The sequence below is a fragment of the Acinetobacter endophylla genome, from assembly GCF_053543775.1.
Window position 1 is genome coordinate 1 of record NZ_JBLVOM010000273.1, and the last position, 17,291, is coordinate 17,291.

Annotated in this window: 12 protein-coding genes, 5 tRNA genes and 1 pseudogene; 14 read left to right on the plus strand and 4 right to left on the minus strand. The window is 42.6% G+C overall.

Annotated features, from left to right (window positions below):
* Positions 1-169 precede the first annotated feature (169 nt).
* On the minus strand, positions 170-2,206 hold the full coding sequence (locus tag ACNPNW_RS15855) for a 2,4-dienoyl-CoA reductase FMN-binding domain-containing protein (protein WP_448766972.1): 2,037 nt from the start codon (positions 2,204-2,206) through the stop codon (positions 170-172).
* Between the two features lie 140 nt (positions 2,207-2,346).
* On the minus strand, positions 2,347-2,700 hold the full coding sequence (locus ACNPNW_RS15860; RefSeq protein WP_005266982.1) for a hypothetical protein: 354 nt from the start codon (positions 2,698-2,700) through the stop codon (positions 2,347-2,349).
* Between the two features lie 248 nt (positions 2,701-2,948).
* Between ACNPNW_RS15860 and argG the strand changes: the two genes are divergently transcribed.
* Positions 2,949-4,289, plus strand: coding sequence for an argininosuccinate synthase (gene argG / locus ACNPNW_RS15865; RefSeq protein ID WP_004279561.1), 1,341 nt, complete (start codon positions 2,949-2,951; stop codon positions 4,287-4,289).
* A gap of 84 nt (positions 4,290-4,373) precedes the next feature.
* Here argG and ACNPNW_RS15870 read toward each other — a convergent pair whose 3' ends face one another.
* The gene (locus tag ACNPNW_RS15870) at positions 4,374-5,645 is read right to left on the minus strand and encodes a GGDEF domain-containing protein (protein WP_423089772.1); all 1,272 of its coding nucleotides are present in this window, start codon (positions 5,643-5,645) and stop codon (positions 4,374-4,376) included.
* A gap of 152 nt (positions 5,646-5,797) precedes the next feature.
* Between ACNPNW_RS15870 and pyrC the strand changes: the two genes are divergently transcribed.
* The 13 genes and pseudogenes from pyrC (at position 5,798) to ACNPNW_RS15935 (ending at position 16,544) form a co-directional block, all read left to right on the plus strand.
* Positions 5,798-6,832 (plus strand): dihydroorotase, encoded by a 1,035-nt coding sequence (gene pyrC, locus ACNPNW_RS15875; RefSeq protein WP_004279558.1) that lies wholly within the window; start codon positions 5,798-5,800, stop codon positions 6,830-6,832.
* Positions 6,817-7,476 (plus strand): ribonuclease T, encoded by a 660-nt coding sequence (gene rnt / locus ACNPNW_RS15880; RefSeq protein WP_034438210.1) that lies wholly within the window; start codon positions 6,817-6,819, stop codon positions 7,474-7,476. Before pyrC ends, rnt begins: the two co-directional genes overlap by 16 nt.
* Before the next feature lie 20 nt (positions 7,477-7,496).
* Positions 7,497-7,572 (plus strand) — tRNA-Glu (locus ACNPNW_RS15885).
* A gap of 162 nt (positions 7,573-7,734) precedes the next feature.
* On the plus strand, positions 7,735-10,230 hold the full coding sequence (locus ACNPNW_RS15890; RefSeq protein ID WP_448767155.1) for a TonB-dependent receptor plug domain-containing protein: 2,496 nt from the start codon (positions 7,735-7,737) through the stop codon (positions 10,228-10,230).
* An 81-nt stretch (positions 10,231-10,311) separates the two neighbouring features.
* A complete protein-coding gene (locus tag ACNPNW_RS15895; protein WP_423089773.1) occupies positions 10,312-10,470 on the plus strand; it encodes a hypothetical protein in 159 nt (52 codons plus the stop codon).
* Between the two features lie 177 nt (positions 10,471-10,647).
* Positions 10,648-10,723, plus strand: a tRNA-Glu gene (locus ACNPNW_RS15900).
* 114 nt (positions 10,724-10,837) lie between these two features.
* On the plus strand, positions 10,838-12,250 hold the full coding sequence (locus tag ACNPNW_RS15905; protein WP_004279544.1) for an amino acid permease: 1,413 nt from the start codon (positions 10,838-10,840) through the stop codon (positions 12,248-12,250).
* A gap of 81 nt (positions 12,251-12,331) precedes the next feature.
* The gene (locus tag ACNPNW_RS15910; protein WP_423089774.1) at positions 12,332-13,228 is read left to right on the plus strand and encodes an alpha/beta fold hydrolase; all 897 of its coding nucleotides are present in this window, start codon (positions 12,332-12,334) and stop codon (positions 13,226-13,228) included.
* Between the two features lie 245 nt (positions 13,229-13,473).
* Positions 13,474-14,386, plus strand: a pseudogene (locus ACNPNW_RS15915) (alpha/beta fold hydrolase).
* Between the two features lie 131 nt (positions 14,387-14,517).
* Positions 14,518-14,593 (plus strand) — tRNA-Glu (locus ACNPNW_RS15920).
* Positions 14,594-14,617: 24 nt separating this feature from the next.
* Positions 14,618-14,693: transfer RNA gene (locus ACNPNW_RS15925), tRNA-Glu, on the plus strand.
* A gap of 46 nt (positions 14,694-14,739) precedes the next feature.
* Positions 14,740-14,815, plus strand: a tRNA-Glu gene (locus ACNPNW_RS15930).
* 307 nt (positions 14,816-15,122) lie between these two features.
* The gene (locus ACNPNW_RS15935) at positions 15,123-16,544 is read left to right on the plus strand and encodes an iron-containing redox enzyme family protein (RefSeq protein WP_423089775.1); all 1,422 of its coding nucleotides are present in this window, start codon (positions 15,123-15,125) and stop codon (positions 16,542-16,544) included.
* 69 nt (positions 16,545-16,613) lie between these two features.
* Here ACNPNW_RS15935 and ACNPNW_RS15940 read toward each other — a convergent pair.
* On the minus strand, positions 16,614-17,291 hold a 678-nt coding region (locus tag ACNPNW_RS15940; protein ID WP_411691960.1), incomplete at its 5' end, for an IS30 family transposase.

Sequence of the window (17,291 nt, forward strand, 5' to 3'; positions counted from 1 at the left end):
GCGGTGAGATTCGAACTCACGGAGGACTCACACCCTCGTCGGTTTTCAAGACCGGTGCATTAAACCGCTCTGCCACGCTTCCATGGGCGCAATAATACGGAGCTTTTGTCCGGCTGACAAGTGAAAATTACAGTGAATGCAATCAACTGCATATAGTTTCATCAAATCCTTACAGTTTTGCTGCTAATTCCGCTCCCTCACGAATGGCGCGCTTGGCATCGAGTTCAGCAGCCAGTTTTGCACCGCCAATAATATGATACTGCGCCAAGGTATTTTCCCCAGCACTCGGCATCAGGTCTTTTACCGATTCCTGACCTGCACATACCACAATGCTATCCACACGCAATAATTGAGCATGGCCATCTACCTCAATCCATAAGCCTTCATCCGTGACAGATTTATATTGCACACCGCGCAACATCCGCACGGCATGTTTTTTTAATTGGGCACGATGTACCCAGCCTGAAGTCTTGCCTAGTCCTGCGCCAAGCGGTGTCTTTTTACGTTGTAATAGATAAATTTCCCGTACTGGAGGTTCTACTTCAGCACGCTGTAACCCGCCTTCAGTCACATAATCTGGATGAGAATCTACACCCCATTCACGCTTCCACTCATCCACAGGTTGCGGCTGTATTTGATGCGGTGGCTTTAATAAAAACTCGGACACATCAAAACCGATCCCGCCTGCGCCAATAACCGCAACACGATCACCGACAGGTGCGCCACGTAGCACTTCTGCATAAGATAATACTTGTGGTGCCTGACTGCCTTCGATATTCAAGGCACGCGGCACAACCCCTGTAGCCACAATCACCTCATCAAAACCCTCACGCTCCAACTGCTCGCGGTTGACTCGGGTATTGAGACGCAGATCAACTCCGGTTTTTTCTAGCTGCACTTTAAAATAACGAATCGTTTCGTGAAATTCTTCTTTCCCCGGAATCACTTTAGCCAGATTGAACTGCCCGCCTACTTCATGACTGGCCTCAAACAAAGTGACATCATGCCCGCGACTGGCTGCGACAGTAGCCGCTGACAGACCTGCAACACCACCACCAATCACTGCAATACTTTTCGGTTTTTTGGTTTTGACATAGACCAGTTCGGTCTCATAAGCGGCACGCGGATTGACCAGACAGGTTGCGCGCTGGTTTTTAAAGGTATGATCCAAGCAAGCCTGATTACAGGCGATACAGGTATTGATTTCATCAACACGATTGGTTGCGGTTTTGTTGACCCAGAAAGCATCGGCCAAAAGTGGACGTGCCATCTGTACCATATCTGCCTGACCAGAGGCCAGAATCGCCTCGGCAGTGTCTGGCATATTGATCCGGTTAGAGGCAATCACCGGCACCGAAACATGTTTCTTAACTTCAGAAGTGTAATCGACAAAAGCAGCTCGAGGCACGGAAGTCACAATAGTTGGAATACGTGCTTCATGCCAGCCAATCCCGGTATTGAGCAAAGTAATTCCTGCCTTTTCCAAAGCTTTAGCTACGGTAATCACTTCCTGCATGGTATTGCCATCATGTACCAAATCGAGAAGTGACAAACGGAAACAGATAATAAATTTCTCACCAATTTCAGCGCGAATCGCTTTAACAATTTCTACGGCAAAACGCATCCGGTTTTCGATCGGGCCACCCCAACGGTCGGCACGTTGATTAACATGACGGCTTAAAAACTGATTCAGCAAATAGCCTTCCGAACCCATGATTTCCACGCCATCATAGCCGGCTTTTTTGGCAATGCTGGCAGTTTTCACATAATCCTGAATGGTATTCAGAATCTGTTTATCTGACATTTCACGCGGCTTAAAAGGAGAAATCGGCGATTTGATCGGGCTGGCTGAAACCACGAAAGGCTGATAGCCATAGCGTCCGGCATGCAGAATTTGCAAAAGAATTTTGGCGCCATGCTTATGCACTGCATGCGTTACCAGACGATGCGGTGCAATGTCCCCCAAGGTATTCATGGTACCACCCGCCGGCAACAACCAGCCTTGACGGTTTGGCGATATTCCCCCTGTAATCAGCAGACCTACGCCACCCTTTGCTCGTTCACCAAAATACGCAGCCAGTTTAGGATAGTTATAGAAGCGGTCTTCCAGACCAGTATGCATCGACCCCATCACCACCCGGTTTTTAATGGTGGTAAAACCCAAATGCAGTGGCTTTAAAATGTTGGCATAGCGCGTCGTGGTCATAACAAATCCCTGATTATATTTGGCTGAGCAAGTCATTCCCTTACTTTAACTGATTTTCAGAGGCTTTTTATGACCCGGAGTTCAGCATTTTCAGGCACAAACATCAATCTTCAACACCAGCTCGCTCTATACATGACGAATTAGTTCTGCCATTGTCGTGCGCTGGATTTCCATAATGCAATCGCACCCAATACTGTCCCAATCGGAAAACTGAACAGCATGAGGATTGCCATCACTCTGGATAATGTCCGCCCTGATCCATTACCCTGCTTCACCTTAATACTGGCCTGTATATTAAAAAACATCAGCAAGCCTAAAAGTAGCAACACCACACCTAAACTCAGCATGGAAATACTGGATTGCTGATATTCAAGATATAAAAACAGCACTGTACTAAAACCAATCAGGCCGGCATAAATCCCATGCAACAGTGCCAGCGTTTCATTCTTGGTTTTAGGATTTAAATTAGGTAAAGGTGGGATGCGAGTCGCCATGCTTTTATTCCTGTTTTATCTGATTTTTAACTTTATTCGGCTGAATATAACCAATTTTCTTTGTTTTCAGCAGGATTCTGGTGAAAATCGTGCGATTTATGATTATTTAAGCCTATTGAATAGAGATTTTAAAACGAGTTTTTCTTTTCTAAAGCAAACCTAAATAAATTAATGATACAATTGAGGCAATATGTATTTTTTCAGGCCACCAATTCTGGCGTGCCTATTTCATATCATTAGGATGAACAATGTCTGATAATGCAACTATCTTGCAGAATGTCCCAGTAGGTAAAAAAGTTGGTATTGCCTTCTCTGGTGGTCTAGATACTTCTGCTGCTCTTTTGTGGATGAAACAAAAAGGCGCTGAACCTTATGCTTACACAGCTAACTTGGGTCAGCCAGACGAAGACGATTACGATGCGATTCCAAAAAAAGCTGAAGCTTATGGCGCAGTAAAAGCACGTTTAATCGACTGCCGTTTACAGCTTGCATTAGAAGGTATTGCTGCAATTCAATGTGGCGCGTTCCATATTTCTACAGGTGGTATGCCTTATTTCAACACGACACCATTGGGTCGTGCAGTAACTGGCACCATGCTGGTAACTGCCATGAAAGAAGATGACGTTAACATCTGGGGTGACGGTTCGACTTATAAAGGCAACGACATTGAACGTTTCTACCGTTATGGTTTATTGACCAATCCTGCGCTTAAAATCTACAAGCCTTGGTTAGACCAAACTTTCATTGACGAGCTGGGCGGACGTGCAGAAATGTCACAGTTCCTGATCGACAATGGTTTTGACTATAAAATGTCAAAAGAAAAAGCTTATTCAACTGACTCAAACATGCTGGGTGCGACGCACGAAGCTAAAGATCTTGAATACCTGAATGCAGGCATCAAAATCGTTGAGCCAATCATGGGCGTTGCGTTCTGGAAAGATGACGTAGAAGTAAAAGCTGAAGAAGTATCGATTACTTTTGAAGAAGGCTTCCCGGTTGCTATCAACGGTCAACGCATTGAAGATCCAGTTGAATTTATTCTTGAAGCGAACCGCATCGGTGGCCGTCACGGTCTAGGTATGTCGGATCAAATCGAAAACCGGATCATCGAAGCGAAATCTCGCGGTATCTATGAAGCTCCGGGTATGGCGCTGCTTCACATCGCTTATGAGCGTCTGGTAACGGGTATTCATAACGAAGATACGATTGAACAATACCGTATTAACGGTCTACGTTTAGGTCGTTTGCTTTACCAAGGTCGCTGGTTCGATTCTCAAGCGCTTATGCTGCGTGAAACTGCACAGCGTTGGGTTGCTAAAGCAGTTACCGGTACTGTAACGATCGAATTGCGTCGTGGTAATGACTACACCATTATGAATACTGAATCTCCGAACCTCACTTATGAAGCTGAGCGTTTGACTATGGAGAAAGGTGATTCTATGTTCTCGCCGATGGATCGTATTGGTCAGTTGACCATGCGTAACCTGGATATCACGGATACTCGTGCGAAACTGGGCATCTATACAGAGACTGGTTTATTGGCAGTTGGTTCAGCATCTGCAGTGCCACAACTAAAAGACAAAAACTAAGTTTTAGTCCTTTTTAATTTCATAAAAAACCGCTCCTGATGAGCGGTTTTTTATTGAGGGTTCGTTTATTGATTGTAATAATCTCTAACCATTTGCGATATCTGAATTGACTGAACGAATGGACTGATAATAAATCTGGTTGCGTCCAAGCTGTTTGGCACGATATAGCGCCTGATCCGCGATTCCCAATAAGGCGTCTTTATCAATATCATCTTCACCACGATAGACGGTAATGCCTAAACTGATGGTGATATGTTTCGCAACCGAGGATTTTTCATGTGGAATTTCCAGACGATCAATCGCCTTAAAAATATTTGAAGCCACTGCATAAGCACCATGTGCATTCGTTTCTGGCAAGAGCACCACAAACTCTTCCCCGCCATAACGCGCGACAAAGTCCATATGACGGATCGCATTTTTGATGGTTTTGGCAATAGTCGAAATGACATCATCACCTTTCTGATGCCCATAAAAATCGTTGTAATTTTTAAAGAAATCTACATCGATAAACAGAATTGCCAATGCCGTTTCTTCACGATGTGCACGTTCGAAATGGACTTGCAGCGTCTCATCAAAAGTCCGTCGATTGGAAATCTTGGTCAGCTCATCGTACTGACTCAAATGTAATAATTCGTTGGTATGGATACGCTGGATCTGCTCACTGATTCTGGCGCGAATGCTATAGAGAAATATCACACGCTCACGGGCAAAAATCATATGGCTAATCACATAACCCAGCAAGCAACTTCCAATTAAAATCCGGCCAAAAACCATAGGATTAAATTCAACTGACAGACCGAACAATACAATAATGGTGGTTGCGGCGGCGAGCAGTCCGGTGACCAGCATCTGAATCGGCTTAATACCGGTCAGAACATAACCCAGGATATATACGATCGTGACTATGGCCATGGACTGATGCTGCAAGGCATCAGTTTTAATCGACATGGTAATGCATGAAATTGACAACTGTACCCAGAACACCAACAGCATCGAAGCCTGCGGAAAAAAGCGCTTGATCTTGGGTAAACAGGAGAACATATAAAAAATGATTAATGACACGCCGCCGTTGAGCAAGCCCAACATACACAGAACAAAATCATGCACGAAATATTCTTTGCTGATGCTCCAGTAATCTGTAGGAATCATTACCACTAAAAAAAGGAAATAGGCCAATACCCCAGCCCACACATATTTTTCGACATGTTTGCGGGCGCGTTCCAGATTTTTGGTCCAGAATTCTTGTTCCAGATTTTGAGGGAAGACCGGGCCTACACGCTGGCTTTGCCGTGTAATCAGTTGTTCTATATCTTCTTTATCATCTTGCAATTTCGCTAGATTGTACTTGTATTCCATTGCCAAGTATTTATGTAATTTTTTTATTAATTTTAAAATAACATACTTTTTAAAATTAATTTATACATATCCCTTATTTTGTAGCGCTTTCTCGTTACCATTTTTACTATAGATGGATTATCATTTGTTTTATTTGTTCGACTGAATTTGCCTTGAATACGATTACGATTCTCCAGCCAGATGATTGGCACGTTCACCTGCGTGATGGTTTAGCACTTCAACGTACCGTTCCCGATTTAGCCAAGCAGTTTTCTCGCGCCATTTGCATGCCAAATCTGGTGCCACCCGTTAAAACTGTCGAAGAAGCCAATGCCTACCGTGAACGTATCATGGCACATGTGCCTGAAGGGGTAAATTTCGACCCGCGTATGGTGCTGTATTTCACTGACAACACCCCGGCAAGCGAAGTTAAGAAGATCAAAGAATCTGCGCATGTCAATGCCATCAAGCTCTATCCTGCGGGTGCGACCACCAACTCCGATAGTGGTGTGAGCGATATGAGCAAAGTCTACGGCGTAATTGAACAGCTTGAAGAACACCAAGTGCCTTTATTGCTACATGGTGAAGTGACGCATAATCATGTCGATATTTTTGACCGTGAAAAGCGTTTCCTGGATGAAGTGCTGGCTCCCTTACTCAGACAATTTCCCAAGCTGAAACTGGTGCTCGAACACATCACCACCAGCGAAGCAGCAAACTTTGTACTTGAGCAAGACCGTAATGTCGCTGCAACCATTACGCCGCAACATTTATTGTTTAACCGCAATGACATGCTGGTTGGTGGGATCAAGCCGCATTTCTACTGCTTGCCGATTTTAAAGCGTCAAACGCATCAGCAAACTTTGCTGGAAGTCGCAACCAGCGGTAATCCTAAATTTTTCTTGGGAACAGACAGCGCGCCGCATTCAAAAAATGCAAAAGAAAATGCGTGTGGCTGTGCAGGATGTTATAGTGCGCCGACTGCCATTGAGCTGTATGCTCAGGCATTTGATCAGGTGGGTAAAATTGAACGCCTGGAAGGTTTTGCCAGCCATTTTGGTGCAGACTTCTATGGCCTGCCACGTAATACCAATACCATTACCCTGGTTAAAGAAGATCAAGTAATCCCTGAAAGTTTAGACTATCTGGATGGTGAACAGATTATCCCACTGTATGCGGGTAAAACCATTCAATGGAGAAAAGTGTGACAAATGAAACGCTCCCAATCATTGGTCAACGTTTTCGTGGATTCTTACCTGTAGTTGTCGATGTCGAGACTGCAGGTTTTAATGCGCAGACTGATGCATTGCTGGAAATTGCGGCCATTCCGATTGTTTATAATGAGGATGGTCAATTTGTGCCGGGTCAAGCTTACCATGCACATATCAATCCTTTCGAAGGGGCCAACCTCGACCGACGTTCGCTGGAGTTTATTGGGATCGATCCTTCTAATCCAATGCGAATCGCCATGGCCGAAGATGAGAAAACTGCGCTTAAGCGTATTTTTAAATCTGTGAATGAAGTGCGTCGCCAGCAAAATTGTACCCATGCAGTTTTAGTCGGACACAATGCACATTTCGATTTAGGTTTTCTTCAGGCCGCGATTGCCCGTACCGGGACCAAAAACCAGAATCCGTTTCATAGTTTTTCTGTCTTCGATACAGTGACTTTAAGTGCGGTGATGTTTGGTCAGACTGTACTGGCGAAGTCCTGTATCCAAGCTGGAATCGAGTTTGATGGTAAAGAAGCCCATTCTGCATTATATGATACGCAGAAGACCGCTGAACTGTTTTGCTATATTTTAAACAAACTCGCACCTCACCTGCTTGACACTCTGGTGGCGGATCAATAAGATACCGCCATCTTCTAAACGTCCCTATCGTCTAGAGGCCTAGGACATCGCCCTTTCACGGCGGTAACCGGGGTTCGAATCCCCGTAGGGACGCCATCTATTTTTCTCTTCTTTATATTTCTTTGATCAGCATCTTAAGCTGCTCAAGTCTTACACTTTCACCAATTAATCAATGAAAATAATTCTCATTTTCATTGATTACCACACCATAGTTAATGATAATTACTTACATTATCTTTCTCATAATCAAGCTCTCTCATGCGTTTTGCTTATTCCCCACTTTCTATTGCGGTTTTAACTGCATTGAGTTCAACTGTTTTTGCTGAAAAATCCGATCAATCAGAACAAGTCAAATCACAAGCTTCTGTTAAGTTTTCCACCATTGTGATTAAAGCTAAAACAGAAAATGAGGTGGGGAAAACGGTTTACAATAAAGAGGACATACAGCAAATACCAAATGGCTCTAAGACCATCACTGAATTATTAAAAGTTAATCCGAATGTACAATTTGATTCAAACGCACGTAGTGGATTGCAGCAAGGCGAACTCAACGCGACGGATATCAGTATTAATGGCAGCCTACCCTACGATAATAAGTTTTTGATCAATGGCCTCAGCATTAATAACAACATTAATCCAGGTAGTGATGCAAAAAGTAATACCCTGAATGAAATGATGGAAAGCTCACAAGTAGTGACGATTAATACTAATCTGCTGTGTAAAATCACCCTACTTGATAGCAATGTGGGTGCCGAATTTGGTGAGTTCACAGGTGGCGTAGTCAGTGCAGAAACCTGTGCTCCCCAAACCGAAATTGGTAAAATTCATGGCAGCCTGAGCTATGACTATACTTCTGATCATTGGTCAGACATCAATTTCCCTAGTAAAGAAGCAACTGAAGAATTTGAAAATTCAACCAGTGAAAGCAAACAACCTTTCTTTACACGTCAAGGGATCAGTACAACGTCTTATGGCAAACTTGCTGAAAGTTTGGGTTTCAATGCATTTGGTTCATATCGCCGTGCAGATATTCCTTTAAAAACAAGTATTGCTAAACCAGATTCTTATGAACAAAAACGAGGTTCAAACAATGCAGGTATAGAGTTTTTCTATACTCCCAGTGACAATACGGTTTTAAAGATTGGCACACAATTCATGGAAACGAGTGGTGACTATTTTCTTTCATCGACTCATAACTCCCAAAGCTCACATATATCAGACAGCCAAAGTCTCTATATCAACTTAAAAAATAAATTGAATTCAGTTGAACTTGAGCAACAAGTCAATTATCAAATGCAGACTGCAAACCGTAAAAGTGCGACAGATAATATTTCCTGGTTGAAATCATCAACCAAAAACTGGAAGTCCTCGGGTATACAAATTGAAGGCAGCTTCGGAAGCACTCAGCAGCAGGAAGAAAAACTGGAATATAGTCTTAAGGCATTATTTGAACCCATTCAAACCCAGCACACGACCCACACGTTCAAAATGGGCGGAGGATATGGACACTACAATGCTCATTGGGAACGTCCTGTCACAACAAGCATTTATTCTAGTGCGACTGGAAATATTGCCAATCTCAGCTGTTATTCAAATACTGGTAATAAATATGATGCATGTGATGAAGGAAATGGCCAAGACGGACAGTTTCTAAAAAATCGCACCTCTTATTTGGCAGGTAAAACTGAGGTACAGCAAGACCGTTGGCATGCATTTTTACAGGATCAGATTCAATGGGACAGATACTTCACAGCAACACTTGGCTTTCGTGCAGACTATGACAGCTTAACTAAAAATAATAATGTTGCACCACGTAGCTCATTTGTTTTTAAACCTTTTGCTAATGAACAATTATCCTTTACCACTGGCTGGAACCGCTACTATGGTTTAAATGCCTTTTATAATGAATTACAAGATCAAAAAGGTTTATTGATCATTCGCCAAACACGTGACAACCTATCAGCTGACTGGAAAGAAAAAGCATATGCCGGTTCTTTTACTTATCGTTCGCAGCTTGATACCCCTTATGCAGATGAAACCATGTTCGGAATCAATGCTGAATATGCAAATAGCCGTATTGGTCTAAAATGGGTTAATCGTCAAAATAAGGACCAGATCCGCCGCACAGAATCAGTTAAAGATCCAGTCATTTCAACGAATCGCTTTAGCTATACTTATGATAATGAAGGTAAATCTGAATCTAATATTTATACCTTAAGTGTGATTAACATTAGCCCATTGAAGTTATTTGGCACACAGCATTTATTCAGCCTAAATGCAGATTATACTGAAACCCAGCGTAACTTCGACTCATACAGCACAGCGTATTATACCGGCACACCCATCATCTACTACGATGGTAAATTGATCAATGCTGAAGATAAGCCATCTGAAATCTTTAATACTCCCTGGACAACACGTTTAGGTTGGAATATTAAATTTGACCGGATTCCTTTAAGCATTAATAACTTCATCAATTACCAAGGCAAAGTGGATGCCATGAAGAAAATATCAAAAGGTTATTCTGATAAAAATAATGAACAATATGATATGTATATCCCATACACCACCAAAAATACCTTCTACTGGGATGTACGGACGACCTATGATATTTCTTTAAATAAGGGCCTTAAAGCCATTTTAGGTTTGACGATTAACAATGTGACGAATCGTGATAATTTTTATCTGGATTCGGGTATTGTCTATCCACAAATCGGCCGCCAATTTATTGCGGATGTTACTTTTAAATTCTAGAGCCTGAATAGGTACATGCTGCTGCTCTTTTAGATTTGCTTAGGCTATAATCAGACTAATTTTAAGATTTGAAATTTTTCCATGCTCAAGAAATTCCTGCTTGTTTTACTTATTTTGGCACCTTCGGCACTGTATCTCTATATCGTCAACCGTGATGACAATAAAACTACGCAGACTGAGGCAGTGACAACGCCTGCTGAAAATCCCCAGCCTAAACAATATCAAACTCCAGATCACTAAGTTTTAGTGATCTTTTCAAATAATTATTTTTTATAGTCTTGAAATTTGTTCAGAAAATAACATCTTAATAAAATAAAGTTTTTGTTTTGCCTAATGTTTAAACTGTTAAATGAATTTTAGCAAAAACCCTTTTGACAAACCCCGGCTTAATCCTTAATATACGCATCACCTCGCAACGTCCCTATCGTCTAGAGGCCTAGGACATCGCCCTTTCACGGCGGTAACCGGGGTTCGAATCCCCGTAGGGACGCCATATATTGATCTCATACGATCAGACCTTATTCGAAATCACCATTATTCGATTGCAGATTTGTAGTTTTTCACTACAATAGCTCGCTTCATTCCTTTGAAGTATTTCTTATTTCCTATGCACTCATCTCCGAATGATGCTACGCATCAGGGCAATTCTGCGCCTTTAAAACGCGCTATGAGTACTCGACATCTGGTCATGATTTCGCTTGGTGGCGCAATCGGAACAGGCCTATTCTTAGGGTCGGGTGAAGTCATTGCACAAACGGGGCCTGTAGGTGCCATTCTCGCTTATCTCCTGGGCGGTATTATCGCGTACATGGTGATGCTATGTTTGGGCGAACTTGCCGTTCATATGCCAGAATCTGGTTCATTTGGTGCTTATGCCAAACGTTATATTGGACCAGGCACAGGCTATACCATCACCTGGTTATACTGGCTGACGTGGTCGGTCACTCTCGGAACTGAATTTACTGCAGCGGCCTTGCTGATGCAGGAATGGTTCCCGGATATTTCCATGTGGTTATGGACCATTATCTTTGGTGTATTCGTATTTAGTCTCAATATGATTTCGACCCGCTGGTTTGCCGAATCCGAATTCTGGCTGGCACTGGTGAAAGTGGTCACGGTTGTTGCTTTTATTCTTTTAGGTCTATTGGCCATCTTTGGTGTTCTGGGCTATCAGGGCTATGAAGCTGCACCTTTATTTACCAATCTGACGGCACAGGGCTGGTTCCCTGAAGGTCTGTTCCCGATTTTTGCCACAATGCTGATCGTGAACTTCGCCTTCTCTGGTACCGAGCTGATTGGTGTGGCTGCCGGTGAAACTGAAGATCCTGCGAAAAATGTTCCTAAAGCGATTAACACTGCGATTTTCCGCTTATTAATTTTCTTTGTAGGTACGATCATTGTGGTAACAGCCTTACTTCCGCATCAGGAAGCAGGCTTAGCTGCTGAAGGTGTAAGCAGCAGTCCATTCGTAACCGTATTCCAGCATATTGGTATTCCTTATGCTGAAGACATCATCCGTTTTGTGATTATCACTGCGTTGTTGTCTGCTGCTAACTCGGGCCTGTTTGCTGCTTCACGCATGATGTGGTCATTATCATATAGCAAACAGTTACCTGCCGTATTCTCAAGACTGAATGCTCGCGGTGTACCGTATATTGCAGTCATGGTGACCATGCTAGGTGCATTGCCAGGTTTATTGTCTGAACAGTTTGCGCCAGAGACGATCTTTACCAACTTGCTGGGCGTTGCGGCATTTACCATGGTGGTGGTCTGGATGAGTATCTGCTTAAGCCAGTTCAACTTCCGTCGTCAATGGTATAAACAGGGTCATACGGCCAAAGAACTGGGCTTTGCTGCACCATTGTTCCCGATTGTGCCAATCCTGGGCTTTGTGTTCTGTTTTATTACCTGTATCAGTATGGTCTTTGATCCATCAATGCGTATCAGCTTCATAGGCTGTCTGCTATTTATTGCAGCGTGTTATGCAAGTTATTATGCCTTTTATCACAACAAGTCTTAATCATCAGTTTTAAAAGAGCGGCTCCGGTCGCTCTTTTTTATCTATACTATAACCATAGTGGGCAGCCTTAAGGGTGCGTCGATGAAAATTGTGTTTATTCACGGCATGAACAAGCAACAATATACGGCTACTTCATTACGTCAACATTGGCTGCATCTCTTCAAAACAGGCCTTCGGAAAAACCCACAACAGCAAGCCCGTTTTACTTATTTAAAACGGCATATCCGTATCCCTTTTTATGGCGATTTACTTTCTCGGCATCATTTTCATAACGTCTTGAATGCCAGCACCCTGATGCCGCAACAGTGGCCGCATTTCCCTTTTTTACATCCCGCACAGCTGCAACCAGCACCGCCACCAGATCAGTGCACCTATCAAATTTGTGACGTCCCGCAGTTAAATCTTGATGATGCCCTGAATTTCAATCAGAAACTGAAATTCATTACAGCATTAAGCAAAGATATTGCCTTGCGGGATTTTGCAGTATTCATCAATTATTTTCCCAGCTTACATGCCAGCTTTTTGCATAAATTTTTGCTGGAAACTTATCTTTATTTGGCCAACCCGCATTTTATGCAGGAAGTTCACTGCCGCATTCATAATCAACTCTATAGTAGCAGGCCACAGATTCTGGTGGCTCACTCACTCGGCAGCGTGATTGCCTATAATTATTTGATTCAGCATCCGGAGCTGAATATCAAGCGTTTTATTACTCTCGGATCACCGTTGTTGGCATTTCGGGTCATCCAGGCTCATCTGCCGCAACCGATTGTACGACCTGCTGCAATTTCAGGCGATTGGATAAATTTCTATTCTAGCGATGATTTTCTGACTACCTTTCCATTATCAGAACCACCCTTCGAGTTTCAGCCGGCGATTATTAATCAGGAGATTCGTACCTCCATCTATCATCCGCATGATATTGATGGTTATATTCAGCATCCGGACGTCATTAAAGCGCTACTGGAATTGCTATAAAACTCACGCCAAACTCTAAATTCAACTTTTACCGTTCCATTCATATTCTTTTTCTATTCAATAAAATCTTTCATCCGAACCTACCAGCTTACTGCTTTTTCTACCTTTTTTATAAATATACAGATGTCTGTTAATGATTGTTTTATCAAAGATAATTTACACATTAACGCCACAAAAAGTGCAGCTTGGCTTGCCGCAATTTTCTCTATACTGTGAATATATAGATCGACCTCCGTGAGGTATCGATGAAAATTATTTTTATACATGGAATAAATCAGCAACATCATAGCACTGCTTCGATTCGCCAGCGCTGGCTGCATATACTTCAAAAAGGCATTCGCAAACACCGTCATGATGCCAGATTCAGTTATTTACGACGTCACATTCACATTCCATTTTATGGAGACTTACTTTCACACTATAACGTTCGCAACATCCTGAATGCTGGCACCTTAATGCCCCAGCAATGGCCCAGCTTTCGTTTCCGTCAACCTGTCCATCCTCAGCTTCCTGCACCCGTTCCACGTCCTGGCTGGCGCAAGCCCGTGATTTCCGATCTTCCCCAGCTTCATTTGAATGACACGATGGATTTTAAACAGAAATTCAAATTTATTACCACGCTAAGCAAAAATGTTGCACTGCGAGACTTTGTATTATTGCTGAATTATTTTCCCAGTCTGCATCGGAGCCTGCTTCAGAAATTTCTGATTGAAACCTATCTGTATCTCGACAATCCTGCTTTCATGAAGGAAGTTCATGAGCGGATTGCCCGGCAATTGAATGGTCGCAAACCTTGTATTGTGATTGCTCATTCTCTGGGCAGTGTGATTGCCTATAATTATCTTATTCAGCATCCTGAACTGAACGTACAGCGTTTTATTACTTTAGGATCGCCATTAGCCTTTCAGGTGATCCAGTCACATTTACCGCAACCCATTGTACGACCTGCAGCAATTACAGGCGACTGGATAAATTTTTTATTCAACTGATGATTTTCTTACCGCCTTTCCTCTTACACAACCGCCATTTCAGTTTCAACCCGCAATTATTAACCACGGCATTCGTACCCATATTCACCGCCCGCATGATATTACCGGCTATTTACTCCATCCGCAGGTAGTAGAAGCAATTCTGGAATTGCTTAAAAATCCAGCTTAAACCATGTAATTTTCCAGTATTTTCTCTAGATTGTTTTAAATTTATGCACTCAACCCAGAAAATCATTTTTTTTATGGAAATGCGTTTGACACCCCCCTGTTTTCACCCTATTATACGCCCACCTCTGAAACGTCCCTATCGTCTAGAGGCCTAGGACATCGCCCTTTCACGGCGGTAACCGGGGTTCGAATCCCCGTAGGGACGCCAATTTTCAGAAGTACATTTTATTAAGTCCCTATCGTCTAGAGGCCTAGGACATCGCCCTTTCACGGCGGTAACCGGGGTTCGAATCCCCGTAGGGACGCCATTACTTCAAGCTAAAAGTAAGGGTTTTAAAATTTATCTTCTGTACTGTCCCTATCGTCTAGAGGCCTAGGACATCGCCCTTTCACGGCGGTAACCGGGGTTCAAATCCCCGTAGGGACGCCATATTCGAGATGGCAACATCTCAACAAAAAGCCCGAGCATTGCGACTCGGGCTTTTTTTATCTTGAAAATTTTATTTCTCGAATCTTTAAACCCAGTTTTTATCATTTGTTCAAATTACTCCCTCACTCTTTCGGCTGCCATCCCATTCTTAATTTTACAATTTGTATTGTTTTAACATTTCTATTCATAGAAATATCCGTTCATTTTCATTTAAAGCAATACACCAATAAATTAGAACAAAAATTCAACACCCTGCTTTTAGAGGGCACGTTAAGGTAAATCAAGAGAAATCTGCAAGGATCAGATTATGTTCGTCAGCACAGAGCTAAGTTTACCTTTATCGCCAAATAAAAATCATAATTATCAAATTAAAAGCTTTAAGGATTGGGTCGACTTTTTTCAAGATACTGAAATTTCGACATATACCAAAACCGAAAAAGCCGACTCTTATTTGAGCGATCTGATTAAAAATTTAAATATTGATACTCTTGGATGGTTAGATCAGCCTACACAGGTTGAACAGCATCTTTTAGAACAACATCATCAAATCTGTGCCACTTTTCAGGCCTATGTCAATCGCCGGAAACAGCAGCAGCCTCGGGAATATTTTCCGACGGTTTCTCATGCTTTCGAATTCCTGGCGAAAGTTGCACCGGTCAAACTGGTGGATGGTGCCTGGTTATATTCGACCGTGCCAAACTGTAATCAGCCCGAGCTAAAAGATTTGATTTACATCTATCTCGAAGAGCTTGGTTTAGGGCATCCGCGTGCAAATCATGTCACCATGTATCAGGACCTGTTGAGTCATTATGAGCTGAACAGTTATGCCGAGCATCTGGATGACAGTTACTATGAACAGGCTGCCGTACAGTTGGCACTGGCTTATGCCCCGGCCAAATATTTACCTCTGGTCATTGGCTTCAATCTCGGTTATGAACAGTTACCGCTGCATTTGTTAATCACCAATTATGAACTGGCTGAACTGGGTATTGATCCGCATTATTTCAATGTGCACATTACTATTGATAATGCTCACAATGGTCATGCGCAGAAATCCCTGCAAGCGTTTATCCAGCATTTTAATCATGCAGAAAATCCGCACACTTATTTAGATTTGATTAAGAAAGGTTATGTACTAAATGACATCGGCAAAAGTTCCTCCCAGATCATTAAGGAATTGGATATTGGGCAGATGGCTTTAAAAGTTTTCCAGAATAAAGCGCTGATCGGTCAATATATTCATAATCAGAAATGCCAGTTTAGTGGCAAGACCATCAATGACTGGTTATCCGATCCTGCCCAGATTGCCGAGTTTTTGCAGATCATGATTGACAAAGGCTGGATTGTAAAAGATGCGCCAGTAGAACAAAGCCGCTTCTGGAAAATGATAGATCATCCGGAAGGTAAAATGTTTGGGGTCTTTAATGCGACCGAAAAACAGATTATTAAAGACTGGATTCAGGGCGCAGGCTTAGCAACTCGCCTGTCGTCACGTAGTGCAACTCCTTCACAGGCAAAAATTGAACCCGCAATGAGCCGTATGGACCAGCAGTGCTTGAATCAGTTAAAAAGCCGCTTCATGCGCTGTGAAGGTGCTGAACAGAAAATTGATTTACTGATTCCTTATACTGCGCCGCATATGCATCACACCGACATAGGCTTATGGGCGACCCGTCAGTTAAGCCAGTTATTATTTCCTTTCCAGACCCAGGCGATGCATTATTCCTAAAGCACTCCTAAGTGCCAGAAATTAAAAAAACCGGACATTTGCAGTGTCCGGTTTTTTTAATCGGCGGATTCAAGCGGCAAGTGCAACAGTATAAAAACCAGCCATAACTTCACTAGGCGTATACCAACCTAGTGTTTTTCTAGGACGATGGTTGAGTGCAAATTCTATCTGCTCTATTTGTTCGTTTGACACGTCATCAAACGATGATGATTTTGGCAGATATTGCCGGATTAAACCATTCGTATTTTCATTCCTTGCTCGTTGAATAGACTTGTAAGGATCAGCAAAATACGTATCTATGCCGGCATCAGTGATTCTTTTGTGTTCGGCAAATTCCTTACCATTATCAAAAGTAACACTATAAGCATGGCTCATCCGTAAACGATCTAATGCACAAGTAATCGTTTGAGAGGATGCTCTCGTTGGCCCTAAATGAACAATATGTACGTACAGGCTCTTTCGATCAACGAGAGTTAATAAAGCACCTTTATGATGTTTACCAATTACAGTGTCACCTTCGAAATCTCCTAAACGTTGTCGTTGATCAATGACCTGGTCTCGGCAATGAATACTTGTTTTATCAATGATTTGCCCCCTACGATCCGTGTTTTTGTAACCTCGTTTTCGATATTTCTTCTGATGCCTTAAATGTAGGTGGAGTTTACCGCCTTTTGATTTATCTTCATAAATGTACTGGTAAATCCACTCATGTGAAGGTACATCCAGCCAACCGCGTTGTGTTAAAGC